General features: G+C 62.7%; 16 protein-coding genes. 14 read left to right on the top strand and 2 right to left on the bottom strand.

Features of this window, described 5'->3' with window-relative positions; all coding sequences use genetic code 11:
- Positions 1-24 precede the first annotated feature (24 nt).
- Positions 25-456, bottom strand: a complete 432-nt coding sequence (locus FHU29_RS15230) for a DUF1801 domain-containing protein (protein WP_064440554.1) — start codon at positions 454-456, stop codon at positions 25-27.
- A gap of 166 nt (positions 457-622) precedes the next feature.
- Between FHU29_RS15230 and FHU29_RS15225 the strand changes: the two genes are divergently transcribed.
- The 3 genes from FHU29_RS15225 (at position 623) to FHU29_RS15215 (ending at position 4,278) form a co-directional block, all read left to right on the top strand.
- Positions 623-2,152, top strand: coding sequence for an MFS transporter (locus FHU29_RS15225; protein WP_064440553.1), 1,530 nt, complete (start codon positions 623-625; stop codon positions 2,150-2,152).
- Between the two features lie 34 nt (positions 2,153-2,186).
- Complete coding sequence (locus tag FHU29_RS15220) at positions 2,187-2,816, top strand: TetR/AcrR family transcriptional regulator (protein WP_064440552.1); 630 nt, start codon at positions 2,187-2,189, stop codon at positions 2,814-2,816.
- A 223-nt stretch (positions 2,817-3,039) separates the two neighbouring features.
- The gene (locus FHU29_RS15215) at positions 3,040-4,278 is read left to right on the top strand and encodes a reverse transcriptase family protein (protein WP_064440551.1); all 1,239 of its coding nucleotides are present in this window, start codon (positions 3,040-3,042) and stop codon (positions 4,276-4,278) included.
- Positions 4,279-4,299: 21 nt separating this feature from the next.
- On the opposite strand, the gene FHU29_RS15210 is transcribed toward FHU29_RS15215, so the two are convergent.
- Positions 4,300-5,004: a PAS and ANTAR domain-containing protein gene (locus FHU29_RS15210; protein ID WP_064440550.1), complete on the bottom strand. Its 705-nt coding sequence runs from the start codon at positions 5,002-5,004 to the stop codon at positions 4,300-4,302.
- 135 nt (positions 5,005-5,139) lie between these two features.
- On the opposite strand from FHU29_RS15210, the gene FHU29_RS15205 reads away from it, so the two are divergent.
- The 11 genes from FHU29_RS15205 to ftsY all read left to right on the top strand — a co-directional run bounded on the left by FHU29_RS15205 (position 5,140) and on the right by ftsY (position 14,823).
- Entirely contained in the window at positions 5,140-5,388 is a 249-nt protein-coding gene (locus FHU29_RS15205) for a hypothetical protein (RefSeq protein ID WP_064440549.1), read from the top strand.
- Positions 5,385-5,684 (top strand): cation:proton antiporter, encoded by a 300-nt coding sequence (locus FHU29_RS15200; protein WP_198156533.1) that lies wholly within the window; start codon positions 5,385-5,387, stop codon positions 5,682-5,684. Before FHU29_RS15205 ends, FHU29_RS15200 begins: the two co-directional genes overlap by 4 nt.
- The gene (locus tag FHU29_RS15195) at positions 5,681-6,607 is read left to right on the top strand and encodes an MnhB domain-containing protein (protein WP_064440548.1); all 927 of its coding nucleotides are present in this window, start codon (positions 5,681-5,683) and stop codon (positions 6,605-6,607) included. The genes FHU29_RS15200 and FHU29_RS15195 overlap by 4 nt, the downstream gene beginning before the upstream one ends.
- Complete coding sequence (locus tag FHU29_RS15190) at positions 6,604-6,912, top strand: NADH-quinone oxidoreductase subunit K (protein ID WP_074390868.1); 309 nt, start codon at positions 6,604-6,606, stop codon at positions 6,910-6,912. The genes FHU29_RS15195 and FHU29_RS15190 overlap by 4 nt, the downstream gene beginning before the upstream one ends.
- Positions 6,905-8,407, top strand: coding sequence for a complex I subunit 5 family protein (locus FHU29_RS15185; RefSeq protein ID WP_064440547.1), 1,503 nt, complete (start codon positions 6,905-6,907; stop codon positions 8,405-8,407). Before FHU29_RS15190 ends, FHU29_RS15185 begins: the two co-directional genes overlap by 8 nt.
- A 1-nt stretch (position 8,408) precedes the next feature.
- Entirely contained in the window at positions 8,409-9,917 is a 1,509-nt protein-coding gene (locus FHU29_RS15180) for a proton-conducting transporter transmembrane domain-containing protein (RefSeq protein WP_064440546.1), read from the top strand.
- On the top strand, positions 9,917-11,692 hold the full coding sequence (locus FHU29_RS15175; RefSeq protein WP_064440545.1) for a proton-conducting transporter transmembrane domain-containing protein: 1,776 nt from the start codon (positions 9,917-9,919) through the stop codon (positions 11,690-11,692). Before FHU29_RS15180 ends, FHU29_RS15175 begins: the two co-directional genes overlap by 1 nt.
- Complete coding sequence (locus FHU29_RS15170) at positions 11,689-12,204, top strand: Na+/H+ antiporter subunit E (protein ID WP_064440544.1); 516 nt, start codon at positions 11,689-11,691, stop codon at positions 12,202-12,204. Before FHU29_RS15175 ends, FHU29_RS15170 begins: the two co-directional genes overlap by 4 nt.
- 172 nt (positions 12,205-12,376) lie before the next feature.
- A complete protein-coding gene (locus FHU29_RS15165) occupies positions 12,377-12,607 on the top strand; it encodes a hypothetical protein (protein ID WP_064440543.1) in 231 nt (76 codons plus the stop codon).
- A gap of 90 nt (positions 12,608-12,697) precedes the next feature.
- A complete protein-coding gene (locus FHU29_RS15160) occupies positions 12,698-13,375 on the top strand; it encodes a nitroreductase (RefSeq protein ID WP_064440542.1) in 678 nt (225 codons plus the stop codon).
- Positions 13,376-13,434: 59 nt separating this feature from the next.
- Entirely contained in the window at positions 13,435-14,823 is a 1,389-nt protein-coding gene (gene ftsY / locus FHU29_RS15155; protein WP_064440541.1) for a signal recognition particle-docking protein FtsY, read from the top strand.
- Positions 14,824-14,953 lie beyond the last annotated feature (130 nt).

Raw genomic sequence — 14,953 nt, 5'->3', positions numbered from 1 at the left:
CCGAGCCGCGAGCTGACAGGCCCGTCAGCTCACGGCTTTCTTGACGAGCACGGCGATCGCCTCCGCCTCCTCGTCGCTTAAGTCGGTCACAGCGTACGAGGTCGGCCACAGACCGCGCTCGTCGAGGTTAGCTTCGGGGGTGAACCCGAATGTCGAATAGCGTTCCTTGTCATCGTTGCCGCTGCGGAAGAAGCACACAACTTTTCCTTTCCTTGCGTAGGCGGGCTGCCCGTACCACAGCTTCGGTGCGAGGTTCGGGGCGTTGCTGGTGACGATGTTGTGAATGCGTTCGGCTAGAGATCGGTCAGGCTCGGCCATCTGCGCGATCTTTGTCAGCATGTCGGCTTCCTCGGCAGCAGCCTTTTTCCCGCGACCGCGGCTTGCCTCCTTCTTTAATTCAGTGGCGCGTTCCTTCATCGCTGCGCGTTCTTGCTCGGAGAAGCCTTCGGTGGTCATCGCTATTCTCTCCTGCCGTTGATCGATCCTTTAGAGGTGACCGTAGTCCGGCCATCGCTCCCAAGCTTCTTGATTCCTGATTGAACCGGGGCAGACGAAACGAATTACTTGAACGATCGTTCTACTTGAACTATCGTTCAAGTAAGTCGATCGTTAAGGGGATTCCATGCTCGACGTAGGAGTAAGGCGTGCGGGAACGCGCGAATGGGCAGGCTTGGGGCTACTCGGGCTGCCGACAGTGCTGCTTGGCCTCGACGTGACGGTGCTCTACCTGGTGCTGCCGAGTCTGTCCGCCGCCCTGGATCCGTCGGCGACGCAGACGTTGTGGATTATGGATGTCTACGGGTTCTTCATCGCTGGGTTCCTCATCACAATGGGGACCCTCGGTGACCGAATAGGAAGGCGCCGTCTGCTGTTAGTCGGCATGGCGGCATTCGCAGCGGTGTCAGTCTTCGCAGCCTTCGCTCCGAGCGCCGAATTGCTGATAGTTGCCCGCGCGCTGCTGGGGATCGCGGGCGCTACGCTGATGCCCTCAACATTGTCGTTGATTTCGCACATGTTCGCTGATGTGCGTCAGCGTGCCGTGGCGATAGGAGTGTGGGCGACTATGTTCGCACTCGGAATGGCCGCTGGCCCGGTCGTTGGCGGCGCACTGGTCGAGGTCTTGTGGTGGGGTGCAGCGTTTTTGCTCGCCGTGCCGATCGCGGTGATTGTGCTCGCGTGTGCACGGTGGCTGCTGCCCGAGTACAGCGATCCGCAAGCGGGACGACTTGACCTGGTCAGCGTCGCACTCTCGCTGACGACCATTCTGCCGGTCATATACGTGATCAAGCATACGGCCGTCTACGGGTTCGGTGTGTTAGGACTGCTCTGCGTTCTGGTTGGCGGGGCCGCGGGTGTGTTGTTCGTGAAAAGGCAACGCCGCCTTGCCTCCCCACTGCTGGACGTTGCCTTGTTCGCTAACCGCGCATTCTCGGCGGCGCTTACAGTGCTGCTGATCGGACTGGTCGGAGTGGGCGGGACAATGTACTTGGTCACCCAGTACCTGCAGCTCGTCGAGGGGCTTACGCCGTTCGCGGCGGGTCTTTGGATGGGCCCGCCAGCGCTGGCGATGTTCGCCGCCGCCATCGGTGCGCCTTTGATCGCCAGGCGGGCTCGCCCAGGCATTGTCATGGGCCTTATGCTCGGATTGTCGGTGGTCGGGTATGCGTTGCTGGCCGTAATCGGCCCTGGGGATTCGATTCGCGTGGTAGTCGGCTTCACCTTCATCTATCTCGGTCTGGGCGCGATCGCTGCGCTCGGCACAGACACCGTCGTCGGCGCAGCGCCTGCCTCCAAGTCCGGGTCGGCCGCTGCGATGTCCGAAACGGTCCAGGAGCTCGGCATCGGGGTCGGGGTTGCATTGCTCGGCAGCCTCACCGCCGCCCTCTACTCCCACAGGATGGCCGAAATCGCACAAGCCTCAACTGAAGTCGCCGAACGCGTTACGGGAAGCCTCTCCGGTGCGCTATCGGTGGGTGAACGGGTTTCCCCTAGAGTTGTGCAGGCTGCGCAGGAGGCCTTCACGACGGGCGTGAACATTGCATCCCTCGCCGCCGGTGCGGTCACCCTCGTCGCGGTACTGCTGTGTCTTGTCGCTCTGCGACACCTACGTCCGCTCGGTGAAATTCAGGAACGAGAGACGGACCAGCGGTAACAGGTTCGACTACCCTCGAGCAAAAAGGAGGGACATGCAGGACGACGAGAGCGAACCCATCGATGGGCGCCGGGTTAAGGGCAATAGACGCCGTGCTGAGATCATCGATGCCACTCTCGCCGTCGTTACCCGTGAGGGTGCCGCCGGGGTCACCCACCGAACCGTCGCGAAGCAAGCCGGGATCACCACCAGCCTCAGCATCTATTACTTCGCTACCCTGGATGATTTGCTCGTCGCGGCACTGACGAGCGTCGCTGATACCTATAGCGCGCGCATCCGTCAGATCGTCGATGATCCCGGCGACAAGCTGCGGGGCCTAGCCGAATTGATCGTTGAAACCGCCGGGGCGGGGCGAGAACGAGCGTTGGCCGAACGTGAGTTGTCTACCCTGGCCGCACGCCGCCCAGCGCTGGCGCCGATCGCGCGCCGCTGGCGTGAGGACGTGGCCGCGCTCGCTGCCGCGCTCACTGATAGTCCCGAGGCTGTCGCCGCGCTCGTCGCCGCGTCTGACGGCCTATGCACCGCCATCCTTATCGACAACGCTCCTGCTGAAACCGGCTATGTCCACCGAGTCCTCTGCCAAGCCCTCGGAACCCACCGCAGAGCCGACTCGACTTCCCAGCGCGCGGCCGACGACCTTCCCGACATCCGCGCCCCGAAATGATCTTCCGGAGCAACTATGGCACCCTATGACCCATGCGAGTGCGCGTGCGCGAGAGTGGGAGGGCTGTCGCCCTTTCCATGTCCGGGGTAACCCCGGGCTGCGCGTTGCAAGTTGGGCACATCGTCCGACGCACTTCGGCACGCTCCGCGTGCGCCCGTGCGCCGCTGACGACAGGTTATGGTCGCGCCGCGCCTCGCATACCACAACGGGGCTGAGTGTGAGCATGCCATCGCGTCCTCCCCGCGCCTTCACGCGTCTGGAGGCTGACCTGCTTGCGGCGGCAGCTGTCGCTGGTCCGTGGACCCGCAGCGGCCTCGAGGAACGCCTCGGTGAGGCGGGCGCCGCAGATCCTGTGCTTCTTGCCCGACGGGTGCTGGATCTGATGCCGGGGGAGCCGATAGAGGGAGAATCAACGGTCCGGAATGTCCTTGCCGAACTCCCTGAACTGCCTGCTAGGCCGGTCGAGGTGACGGTCGAGTCATCACTGTGGAAGTTCGACGTGCCGCGGTGGCAGACACCGCATGCGCTGTGCCAGGCCTTCGATCTCACGATGCCCGAACTCGAGTGGTTCGCCGATGTGCAGGGCAGGCTGCGAGGTAAGCCCGGCCGACTCCATCACTACCGCTATCACAATGGCGCAAGGCTCATCGAGGCGCCGAAGGTGCGGTTGCGGGAAGTGCAGCGGCGCATCTTGAGGAAAGTCCTTGATCGCTTGCCGGTGCATGCGGCGGCGCATGGCTTTCGTCGCGGCCGCAGCGTGCACACATTCGGGAGTGGCCATGCAGGCGCGGACCTCGTTGTGCGGATTGACTTGCGGTGGTTCTTCAGCACAATTACTGCGGCGAGGGTTCGGGCCGTTTTTTTGGCGGTCGGTTATCCACCGTCGGTCGCGTCGCTGCTGGCGGGATTGTGCACTACGGCGACGCCCGTGCCGATATTGCGAGGGATGCCGTTCGAGCAGGCAACGCTGCTGCGCACCAGGCATCTGCCCCAAGGTGCGCCGACGTCGCCTGCCCTCGCGAACATGGTGGCGCGGAACCTGGATCGCCGTCTCGCTGGCTTAGCGCAATCGCAAGGCCTCTACTACACCAGATACGCCGACGATCTGGCTTTCTCCGGTGATGTCGTGAACGTAGAGCAGTTGCTGTGGACAGTGGGCGCGATCGTGCGCGACGAAGGATTCTTCGTGCACCCGTCAAAGACGAAAGTGATGCGCGCTCATCACCGTCAGCGTTTGGCCGGGCTTGTCGTCAACGCGCATCCGCAAGCGAGCCGCGACGACTATGAGGCGTTGAAGGCATTGCTGTACAACTGCGTCCGGTACGGTCCCGCGTCGCAGAACCGGGACGGCCGCACGCATTTCCGGGAGCACGTCAGCGGGCATATCGCTTGGGTAGGGGAATCGAATTCACGTCGGCGTGAGAAATTGCGAAGGCTCGAACAGCGCATCGTCTGGAGCTAGCGACACGGCCGCCGTCAGCCTTCATTGCGACCGAACGCTCGCTTCTTGCTTGCGAGGGAGATGAGTGGTGGCCTCGCCGATATGATTGAGCTTCGCGATTTTGGGCGATTCGGCGATCCGCTCGTGCGCGGTGAGCAGGATACTGTCGAATGCGGCGCGCAGTTCCTCTCCGCCATCAATCTCTGCGACATCCACCAGGATCTGTGACGCGAGGGCGCTGATTTTTCGGTTCGTGGACTGGGAGCGCCACGCCAGAACGTCAAAGGCGCGCTCAGCGGAGATCCCGTATACGACCATCAGCATTCCCTTGACCTGATCGATCAAGGCGCGCGATTTCACGACCTTCCCGACAGCTTCATCGGCGGAGGACTGCATATCGGTTGTCCACGCATCGGTCATGTCGATGTAGAAGCCCTCAGTACCGTCGGGCTCGCCTTGCTCGTCGTACACCGTTCGGCCCGCTACAACGACGTAGCGGGTGCGGCCACCGGTGTCGATAATCCGGTACTTCCCGCTGAACGGCACATTGGCGGTCTTGGTCAAGTCGAGCAAAGCACTGATCTCCGCGACATCGTCGGGGTGCTTGTGCTTCAGGATGAGCTCTGTCGTCGGCTGAACAGTTCCTGGCGCATAGCCGTGAATTGCCGCGACCTCGTCCGACCACTCCCACCGGTCAGATCGAGGCCAATATCGGAAGCTACCGACCGTGTGCTGAGGCGACACCATATTAATGACATTACGCTGCATTTACCGTGTCGCGGAGGGCATTGAATATGATCATTGGTCGGGAGACGGTCCGAACGATTGATGAAACGAAATGTGCTCGTGGCGACGGCTAGGAGGTGAGCCGGGATCGAGAAGGTGCTGTTCGGTGCGGCGATCGTGCTGCTGCTCAATATCGTTGTGGCCTCAGCCCGCATAGGGTTGGGCCCGGATGCCCGAAACCGTCTCACAGGGCTGCTGCTGCTTTCGACAACTGGCACGGCGGTCTTGGTCTTGCTCGCTCAGGCAATGGACGTGCCCGCGCTCCGTGATGCTGCACTCGCTCTGGTTGCGCTCGCCGCACTCATCATCATCGTTCGTATCGTCGGCGAGAAGGCGCGCGCGTGATCGCGGTGATCGCGGATGTGCTGACCACTCTTCTCATCGGGCTCGGCTGCGTGTTCTTCACCGCAGGGACGGTTGGTTTGCTTCGCTTTCCCGACCTTCGCACGCGCATACACGCTTTGACCAAAGCCGACAACCTGGGGCTGGGCTTGATCGTGCTCGGCTTGATCCTGCAAGCGGGCTCAGTTGCGATCGCGCTAAAGCTCGTGCTGATCTGGCTGCTCGCGCTGGTGGCGGCGGCGACAAGCGCGACTTTGCTCGCGCTCGACGGCACTGAGCAGGGGGGGACGCGCAGTTGATCGACGTCTTCGATGTGCTTCTCGGAATCGCTGTCCTGCTCGGTGCGGCGGCGGCGCTGTACGGGTCGCGCCGGATCGTGGGAGTGATGTCCTTTCTCGTCCTTGGCTTGCTGCTCACTGTCCTTTGGGCCCGATTAGGTGCCCCGGACATTGCGATCGCGGAAGCGGCGATCGCTTCGGGCGTCACTGGCGCTTTCCTCCTGGCCGCGGCGACAGGACATCCTGAAACGTCGTACGAAGAAGGCAACGTCGGAAGGCGAACTCTGACGGTGCTGGAGGCTGCTGTTGGTGTGAGCGCTGTCGTACTCGTGGGTGTCGCTGCTGTCTCCGCTGCCCGGATTGCTCCGTCCGACCCGCTTGAGGTGCAAGCCAGTGCTTCGGTAGCCGACGCGGTCGTTGGTCACCCCATCACCGCGGTGCTGCTGGATTTCCGTGCCTATGACACGCTGCTGGAGATCGCCGTCCTGGCTGCGGCCGTGATCGCTGCACTCGCGCTGCTGTGCGATAGCGGTATGAAGCGTGTCGTCTGGGTGACCGAAACCCGCCCTGTCGTGCTTGGTTTTGTAAAGCTCATCGCCCCAGTCGTTGTCATGCTCGCGGGGTGGCTGCTTGTCGCAGGATCCACGCAGCCAGGAGGTGCGTTCCAGGCCGGCGCGATGCTGACCGGCGTACTTTTGCTGCTTTACCTCTCAGGGCGGGCGCGGACCATGGTGACCGGAAAGTGGCTCGTGCCGGGTGCCCTTATCGGTTTGGCGGTTTTCGTGGCCGCAGGTGTGGGCACATTCGCCGCTGGCCGGGCGTGGCTGGATGTGGCAGATGGATGGGGCGGCGTTGTCGTCCTGCTGATCGAAGCGGCCCTGGCGGTGAGCATTGGGGTGGGCCTAGCGGCGCTCTTCATCGCCGGAAATCCGGAGCGCGCGTGAGCCGAGCGGAATTGTTCATCATTGTAGGTGTCGCTCTGTTCGTCTTCGGGGCGGCGCGAATGCTGTTAACCGCAGACCTGATAAGGCGAGTAGTTGCGCTGAACGTCGCAGGGGCCGGGGTGTTTTTGATCCTCATGTCACTTGCGACTGTCCGGGACGCCAGCGAACCTGATCCGGTGCTCCATGCTCTCGTACTCACGGGCATCGTTATCACCGTGAGTATCACGGGCTTTGCCCTTGCACTCATCCGCCGGATTGAACGAACCGAGGCCGTACGAAACAGCCCACGGGAGTCAGATGGCTAATCTGCTGCCCGTACTTGTGCTGCTGCCCCTTGTGGGCGCGATCATTGCTTCACTGACGACCCACTTGGGTGCACGGCGGCTGACGCCGTTGATCAGCACGGTGACAACGGCGTTAGTGCTGGCCGCTGGTGGTGCTGTGGCCTTCCAGGTTGGTTCGGCGGGTCCTCTGATGCTCGTGCTCGGCGGCTGGGAGACACCCGTCGCCATCGCGCTCATGAGTGACGGATTCAGCGCGGCAATGCTTCTGATGACGGCCGGTGTTGGTCTCGTCGTATGCGTATTCGCGTCCACGACGCCGGAAATCACTGGCGGGTACTGGTTCTGGCCGCTGTGGCTGTTCCTGCTGGCGGGACTCAACGCGGTGTACGTATCCGCCGATCTCTTCAACACCTACGTGGCGCTGGAACTTCTCACTGTCGCCGCGGTCGCGCTTGTTGCTCTCGGTGGTCGTGCCGCGCTGCTCCCGGCTCTTCGGTACCTTCTCATTGCGGTTCTTGGCTCCCTTCTCTTCCTGCTCGGTGTCGCACTGGTGTACGCGGAGACGGGGACCTTAGCTACGTTCGGTGCTGCAGAGGAGACAACCGGGGGACTGGTTCTGCTGGTCGCGCTTGGGGTGATGACGCTCGGTCTCGCAATCAAGGTGGCGCTCTTCCCCCTGCATTCCTGGTTACCGCCAGCACACGCGGGGGCTCCGGCAGCGGTGAGTCCGCTGATGTCAGCGCTGGTGATCAAGGCGGCATTCTTTGTGCTGGCACGAATGTGGATCAACCTGTCGCAAGGCTCGGCACCCGCAGAACTTGCCTATGTTCTGGGTGCGGTGGGATCTGTCGCCGCGCTCTGGGGCGCTGCGCTGGCGCTGCGGCAAAGCAAGCTGAAACGTGTGGTCGCGTACTCCACCGTCGCTCAGGTGGGGTACTTCTTCCTGCTGTTTCCGCTCGTCGTAGCTGGTGACGGTGCGGCTGGCGCGCTTGCCTGGGAGGGTGCGCTGGTGTTCCTGTTCGCGCATGGGCTGGCCAAAGCCGCGATGTTCATGGCGGCGGGCAGCTTCGCTCACGCGCACGGAACGGACGAACTCGAGCATCTGCGCGGCGCTGCGGCCCGCATGCCGGTGGCCTCCATGTCGATGGCCATCGCCGGGGTGAGCCTAGCGGGTCTGCCGCCGACTTTGGCCTTCGTAGGTAAATGGCAGCTGCTTCATGCGTCCATAGCGTCCGGGCAGTGGTGGTGGATCCCGGTACTCCTCATCGGCGGGCTTCTCACTTTTGCGTACACGGCACGTGTCCTGCGAATCCTTCTTGACACTGAGGAGGCCGACGATCAGGAAGCGAAGGTAGAGCAGGGAAAGTTCACGCGGGTACGTTCCGACTACCGCCCGATTCCTCAGCGCATGCAGTATCCCGCGCTGCTACTCGCTGTACTCACCCTTGTTTTGGGCCTACGGTCAATTGAACTCACGGAACTCCTGCAGGCAGGCGCCGCAATGGGAGGTTTGTGAGGTGAGCTATCAGTGGATCCCTCTCGTGATTCTGGCACTTTCACTGGTGCCTGCGACCATCATCTTCTTCCTGCGAGACGATCAGCATCGGGTGCGCACCGTCGTCAACATGGCGGGCGCCACTCTGAAGGTGGTCCTCGTATTTGCGCTAATTCCGTTCGCGGTTGCTGGCGAGACGATGGAGTTGCGGGCGCCGTTTGTACCGGGCATCGACTTTCTGTTGCGAATAGATCCGTTTGCCCTTTATTTCCTGACGCTCTCCTCAGTTCTCTGGTTCCTGACCACGATTTACGCCATCGGATACCTGGAAAACTCGCCACACCGCAGCAGGTTCTTTGCGTTCTTCAGCCTCTGCGTCACCGCGACGTCAGGAATTGCACTGTCAGGCAACCTCGTGACGTTCCTCGTCTTCTACGAACTACTCACACTCGCCACCTACCCACTGGTTGCGCACCGGCAGACCCCTGAGGCTCTTGCGGGCGCACGAACCTACCTGCGCTACACGATGGCCGGGGGTGTGGTGCTTCTGCTCGGGGTTGTCTGGCTCACGGCTGTCGCAGGTCCTGTCGACTTCGCCGACCGTGGCAGTCCTCAAGTCGCTGAATTGGCACGTGAACAGCCAGGTACCGCCGCTCTCATCTTCGGTCTCCTCATCGCCGGTCTTGCCGTAAAGGCTGCGTTGGTTCCGCTGCACACGTGGTTGCCCAAAGCGATGGTCGCTCCGACACCGGTCAGTGCGCTTCTGCACGCCGTGGCCGTCGTGAAGGCTGGCGTGTTCGGGATCGCCTTGGTGGTCAACGGTGTTTTCGGTGTCGAAGTAGCTCGCGAACTCGGTGTTCTGGTTCCGCTATCCGCGATCGCGGCAATCACGATTGTTTACGGTTCCATTCAGGCGCTCCGCCAGGACGGAATCAAAGCGCGGCTCGCGTATTCGACAGTTAGCCAGCTTTCGTACATTGCGCTGGGCCTGACGATACCCAGCGTAATTGCGATGACGGGTGCGGTCGCACATATCGTGAACCAGGGGCTGATGAAGATCACTCTGTTTTTCTGTGCAGGGCTTCTCGCAGAAACACTGGGCGTGAAGAAGTTCAGCCAGCTCAGTGGCCTGGGGCACCGAATGCCTTTGACGTGTGCTGCCTTCACTGTCGGTGCTCTCGGGATGATTGGTCTGCCGCCGGTCGCGGGATTCGTGTCGAAATGGTATTTGGGGATGGGGGCACTGGAAGCAGACCAAGCGTGGATTCTCGGCATTCTGTTGTTGAGCAGCATCCTCAACGCCGCATACTTCCTGCCCGCTGTTTACTCGATGTGGTGGGGTGACCCGCAGCCTGACCAAGAATGGAACGGCAGCGTCGCGGTTCAGCGCACCCGTCTTGAGGCGGCGCCCGCGCTGTTGATACCGACGCTGGCAACCGCCGGGCTTGCTGTTGCACTGGGCATTTTCGCTGGGCTTGAAGTGTCTTCAGTGGAACTCGCACGCGTCATCGCGGAGAGGTTCTACGCCTAATGACTGTGCTGTGGGTTTCCGCGATTCTGCTTCCAGTCCTGACTGTCGCTGCGCTTGGACTGGCTGGCCTCGGTGGCGCGCACATGGCAGCGAATGGACGCGAATTCATCGCGAAGTACTCAGCACTCGCTTTGCTGCCGTTCGGAGCGCTTGCCCTCGTGGGCCCGCGTGCGGGCCCAATTGAATTGCCGTGGCTACTTCTCGGTACGCACTTAACGGTCGATGACGTCGGCCGTCCACTCTTGCTGGTGGCTGTGCTGCTGTATGCCGCTGCGCTGATCGCGACATACAGTTCACGTACGGAACGGGCTCCTGTCCTAGCCGGATTCCTCCTGTCCAGTTTCCTGGGCAACGCGCTGGTTTTTGTCGCAGCAGACACCGTGACTTTCTACCTGGGGTTCACGGTGATGAGTCTGTCCGCATATGGGCTAGTGATCCACGAAGGCACGGCGACAGCGGTGCGCGCCGGCCGCATTTATATCGTGCTGACGTTGCTTGGCGAGATGGCGACGCTGGCCGCGCTGATGATGGTGGTCGACGCGGGCGGACTGCTGATCGCCGATGCGCCCTCAGCGGTGGCGCGATCGGGGCGCACTGAGTTGATAGTCCTGTTGCTCCTCGTCGGGTTCGGTGTGAAGGCCGGGACGGTGCCGTTGCATGTGTGGCTGCCGCTCGCACACCCCGCCGCTCCACCCCCCGCGAGCGCCGTGCTCAGCGGAACGATGATCAAAGCTGGTCTGGTGGGCTGGTTGCGTTTCCTCCCACTGGGCGAAGTCGCTATGCCCGGCTGGGGACAGGCCCTCGTTGTGCTCGCCCTGGTCGGTGCGTTCGCCGCGCTAGTACCAGGTCTGTTGCAGAACGATACGAAAGTTGCGCTCGCGTACAGCAGTATCAGTCAGATGGGGTTTCTCGCGGTCCTCGTGGGGGCGGCGCTTGCCGAGCCGGAGATCGCGTCAGCGTGCGTGCTCGCCGCGGTGGTTTATGCGGTGCACCACGGCCTGGCTAAGGGAGGTTTGTTCCTGGGCGTCACCGTGTGGCGGACACACGGTGACGGCTGGGTCCGCTGGTGGGTCATCGGCGGGCTGTGTCTGCTAGCTCTTGCCGTTGCGGGCGCGCCGTTCGGTTCGGGTGCCGTCGCCAAGTACGCGGCCAAAGAGGCGATCGAGCCTGTCGGGCTTCTCGGCGTGGAGCTTGCTGACCTGCTGCCCTTGGTGGCAACTGTGTCCACACTGCTGCTTCTGCGGGCAGGCTGGCTGCTGCTGACGGGCAGCCGAGACCGTGCGTGGGGTGTGGATGGGGCTTTGCTGAGCTGGTCGGTTCTGATTGTCGGAGGAACTGTAATGACGTGGCTGCTTGCCGTGCAGTGGACGCCTCTCATTTCTGTTCCCGGCCGCGAGGGGTCAGCACTCTGGGATGCGACCTGGCCGATCTTGGTGGGGCTCGGGCTAGCAGCATTGGCGTGGTTGCTTACACACTGGGGTCGGACGGCCGCGCTTGCGTCCCTCTTACGGCGCTGGACAATCCCGCCTGGTGACCTCCTGGTGGCAGAAGAACGGCTGGCCCGCGGCATCGTGGGCGTGGTCATCCGTGGTGCGGACTATGTGACGGGGCGAAGTTCGGTGTGGGCCGCTGGGATCGCCGCCACCACACACCGGATACCTCCTCCTATGGCGGCCCTTGAGAACATCGAGCGGCGGCTCGCCAGTTGGGTCGCGTCCGGCGTCGTTGTCCTTCTGCTCGGTGGTGCGATGGTTCTCATGGTGGTGCTGCGATGAATCGTCTGTCCGGCACCGGCATTGTGGCGTTCTGGATCAAGGCACGGGGGGCCGTGCCCCGTATCGCCGTTTTCGCGCTGATGTGGTGGGTGCTGACGGAGGGCGCCGCAGACATGATCCAGTACGGGTTCGTCGTCGTGCCCCTCTCAGCTGGGCTTTCGTTGATTCTGCTTCCCCCGAAAGGGCGGAGTGGTCCGCTGCCGCGCCGACTATTGTCCGGAACAATGCTGCTGTTCTGGTTTCTCTGGCAGTCCTTCCGTGGTGGTGCGGACGTCGCGGTGCGCGCGGTGCGACGGCCCGTCGATCTGGACCCTGGCATGGTGACCCACCACACGACGCTGCCCGACGATATGAGCCGGGTTGCGCTCACCGCTATAACCTCATTGATGCCGGGCACGCTTTCCGTAAACCTAGAAGAGACAGAGCTTCAGGTACATGTACTCGACCGCTCAATGCGGACGGCTGAGCAACTCGCCGAACTCGAACGACGCCTATCGACCCTCGCCGGATGACGCGAACCGCCTGGCTTCACTCGTTCCTGGAAGTGCCGGGGCTCCGGCAACTTTCGCAAAAGGAACATCGCGTAAAAAAAGATGTTGCGGGTCCCTGGATGCGGCCGTCCCGCAGCACCTGTACTCGCATGGCAGTTCACTGCTGGCGACGTTGCAACAGGTAGCAGCGGCGATGGGCACCGCCATCGCCATGACGGTCCTGGCGGTACGTTCGCAAGCGCTCGCCGACGCCGGGGCGAACGACACCGCCGCCCAGGTCGGCGGTATGCAGTGGGCCTTCGGCGTCGGTGCGATCCTCGGGGTCGGGATCGTCGCGGTGTCTGTGCTGATGCCCCATCGTCCCGACGGGTTTGGCGCGGATTCGGTTGATAGCCCCGACACACAGCCTGACGCAGCCCACTGATGTCCCCGCCCCTCAAGGGGGCGGCTCGCATAACCGCTTCGCGCCCGCATAACCTCGGTCGTGATCGAGCGCAGAAAGAGGTGCACCGGGATGGACGTGCGTGAAGCAGTGCTAACTAGACGGTCGACGAGAGCGTTTCTCGATAAGCCGGTGCAACGGGAAGCTCTCGAGCGGGTGCTCGAAACGGCGCTGCGCGCACCGTCTGGCGGCAACCTCCAGCCCTGGCACATTCACGTCCTCACAGGTGAACCACTCGACCGGCTCCGTTCGGTCGTCCTGAATCGGCTGAACGAGGGCGCTGGCGGTGATGCCCCGGACTACGCGGTCTATCCACCGAAACTCAGCGCACCGTACCGGGATCGCCGGTTCCGGCTGGGCGAGCAGTTGTACGGCGCGCTGAACATCCCGCGCGAGAACAAAACAGACCGGCTGCGCTGGTTCGCCCGCAATTACGAATTGTTTGGTGCTCCCGTCGGGCTCTTCTGCTATGTGGACCGTCAGATGGGTGCGGCGCAATGGTCCGATCTCGGAATGTTCCTGCAGACCTTGATGCTCCTGCTCGAAGAGGAAGGCCTAGCGAGTTGCGCGCAAGAGGCATGGTCGATCTACCATCGCTCCGTCGCGGAGGTCATCAAACCGCCGGACGAACACATGTTGTTCTGCGGAATGGCCATCGGGTATGCAGACACAGCAGACCCCGCCAACGCATTCATGGCTGAGCGCGCACCGCTCAGCGAGATCGTTCAGTTCGACGGCTTCACTCCCTGATTGCGGCTTCCCGGTGAACGCATGCGGCACTTCGGCCTGAGGTTTGGAATACTGCCCGGGTGACCACCGAACTCTGGATTGTCGTTGCGGCTATTGCCGCCATCATCCTCGTGGCGCTGGTTGCTGGCGCTGTCCTTTATCGGCGCCGGCAGATCTCGCTCACGAAGCCGCCTGAAGTCGAGAAAGACAAGTCTGGCGGTTACCAGGCGAAAGGAAGCTTCAGTTTCACCACGGGGCCGTCTGGCTCGACCGCACTCAAACCGCCTCCCGGAAAACCATCAGGCCCTGCAGCCCCGCCGGAACCTCCGATCATTGAACGCACTGACACCGAGGGCCAACCACACGTCGGAGACGACGCCGCAATTCCGCGTGACGCACCCAAACGGCTGATCCGCGATGTCGAGATCCCGGAAGCACCTACGCCGCGTCCCGCCACGGAGCCAGCCGAACCCGCTGAGGCTGAGCCTGCGGAAGAGGCTCCCGAAGCAGCCCCTTCTGAACAAGCACCCGTCACCGAAATCGAGGAAATCGAACCCACCGAGGGCCGCCTCGACCGGCTGCGCGGACGGCTGTCACGATCGCAGAACGCTGTCGGAAAGAGCTTGCTAGGCCTGCTCGGCGGCGGCGATCTGGACGAAGACTCGTGGGAAGAGGTCGAGGACACGCTCCTTATTGCGGACCTCGGCTCGGCGACGACCACAAAGATCGTGGACCGACTACGGGAAGAGATGGCATCCCGAACGATCCGGACCGAGGCCGAAGCGCGCGGACTGCTCAAGGAAGTGCTCGTCGACGCGCTTCGTCCTGAGCTGGATCGCTCCATTCGCGTCCTGCCGCATGGTGATCGCCCATCGGTGACACTTGTCGTCGGAGTCAACGGAACAGGAAAGACGACGACCACCGGCAAACTCGCCCGGGTGCTCGTCGCTGATGGCCGCCGCGTCTTGCTTGGCGCGGCCGACACATTCCGCGCCGCTGCGGCAGACCAGTTGCAGACGTGGGCCGAGCGCGTTGGTGCCGAGGTAGTGCGCGGCCGTGAGGGCGCAGACCCGGCATCGGTGGCCTTCGACGCCGTCAGCCGCGGAATCGAGCTTGGTGTTGACTCGGTCCTCATCGACACCGCCGGGCGTCTCCACACGAAGACAGGCTTGATGGACGAACTCGGCAAGGTTAAGCGGGTAGTCGAGAAAAAGGCACCCGTCGATGAGGTGCTGCTTGTGCTCGACGCGACGATCGGACAGAACGGGCTGACCCAGGCGCGCGTATTCGCCGACGTCGTGGACATAACCGGGGTGGTCCTCACCAAACTGGACGGCACCGCAAAGGGTGGGATTGTCTTCCAGGTGCAGCACGAACTCGGTGTGCCAGTGAAGCTCGTCGGTCTCGGTGAGGGCGCGGACCACCTCGCCCCGTTCGAGCCGAACGCGTTCGTGGATGCGCTGCTGTAGGAGAGTCGCCACTGGCCACCGTGCGGCGTTTCCGATAAAGCCCCGGTCACGATCGAACGACAAAGATGGCGCGATGAGTGTCACACGCGCGCGAATATGGACTTCCGGCCGAGATTGGACAGGCAAGAGG

Origin of the sequence: Hoyosella altamirensis, from assembly GCF_014191505.1 — a bacterium.
In the GTDB taxonomy this organism is placed as follows: domain Bacteria; phylum Actinomycetota; class Actinomycetes; order Mycobacteriales; family Mycobacteriaceae; genus Hoyosella; species Hoyosella altamirensis.
Note: the sequence above shows the minus strand (reverse complement) of the source record. Positions and strands in the feature narration are given on the sequence as shown.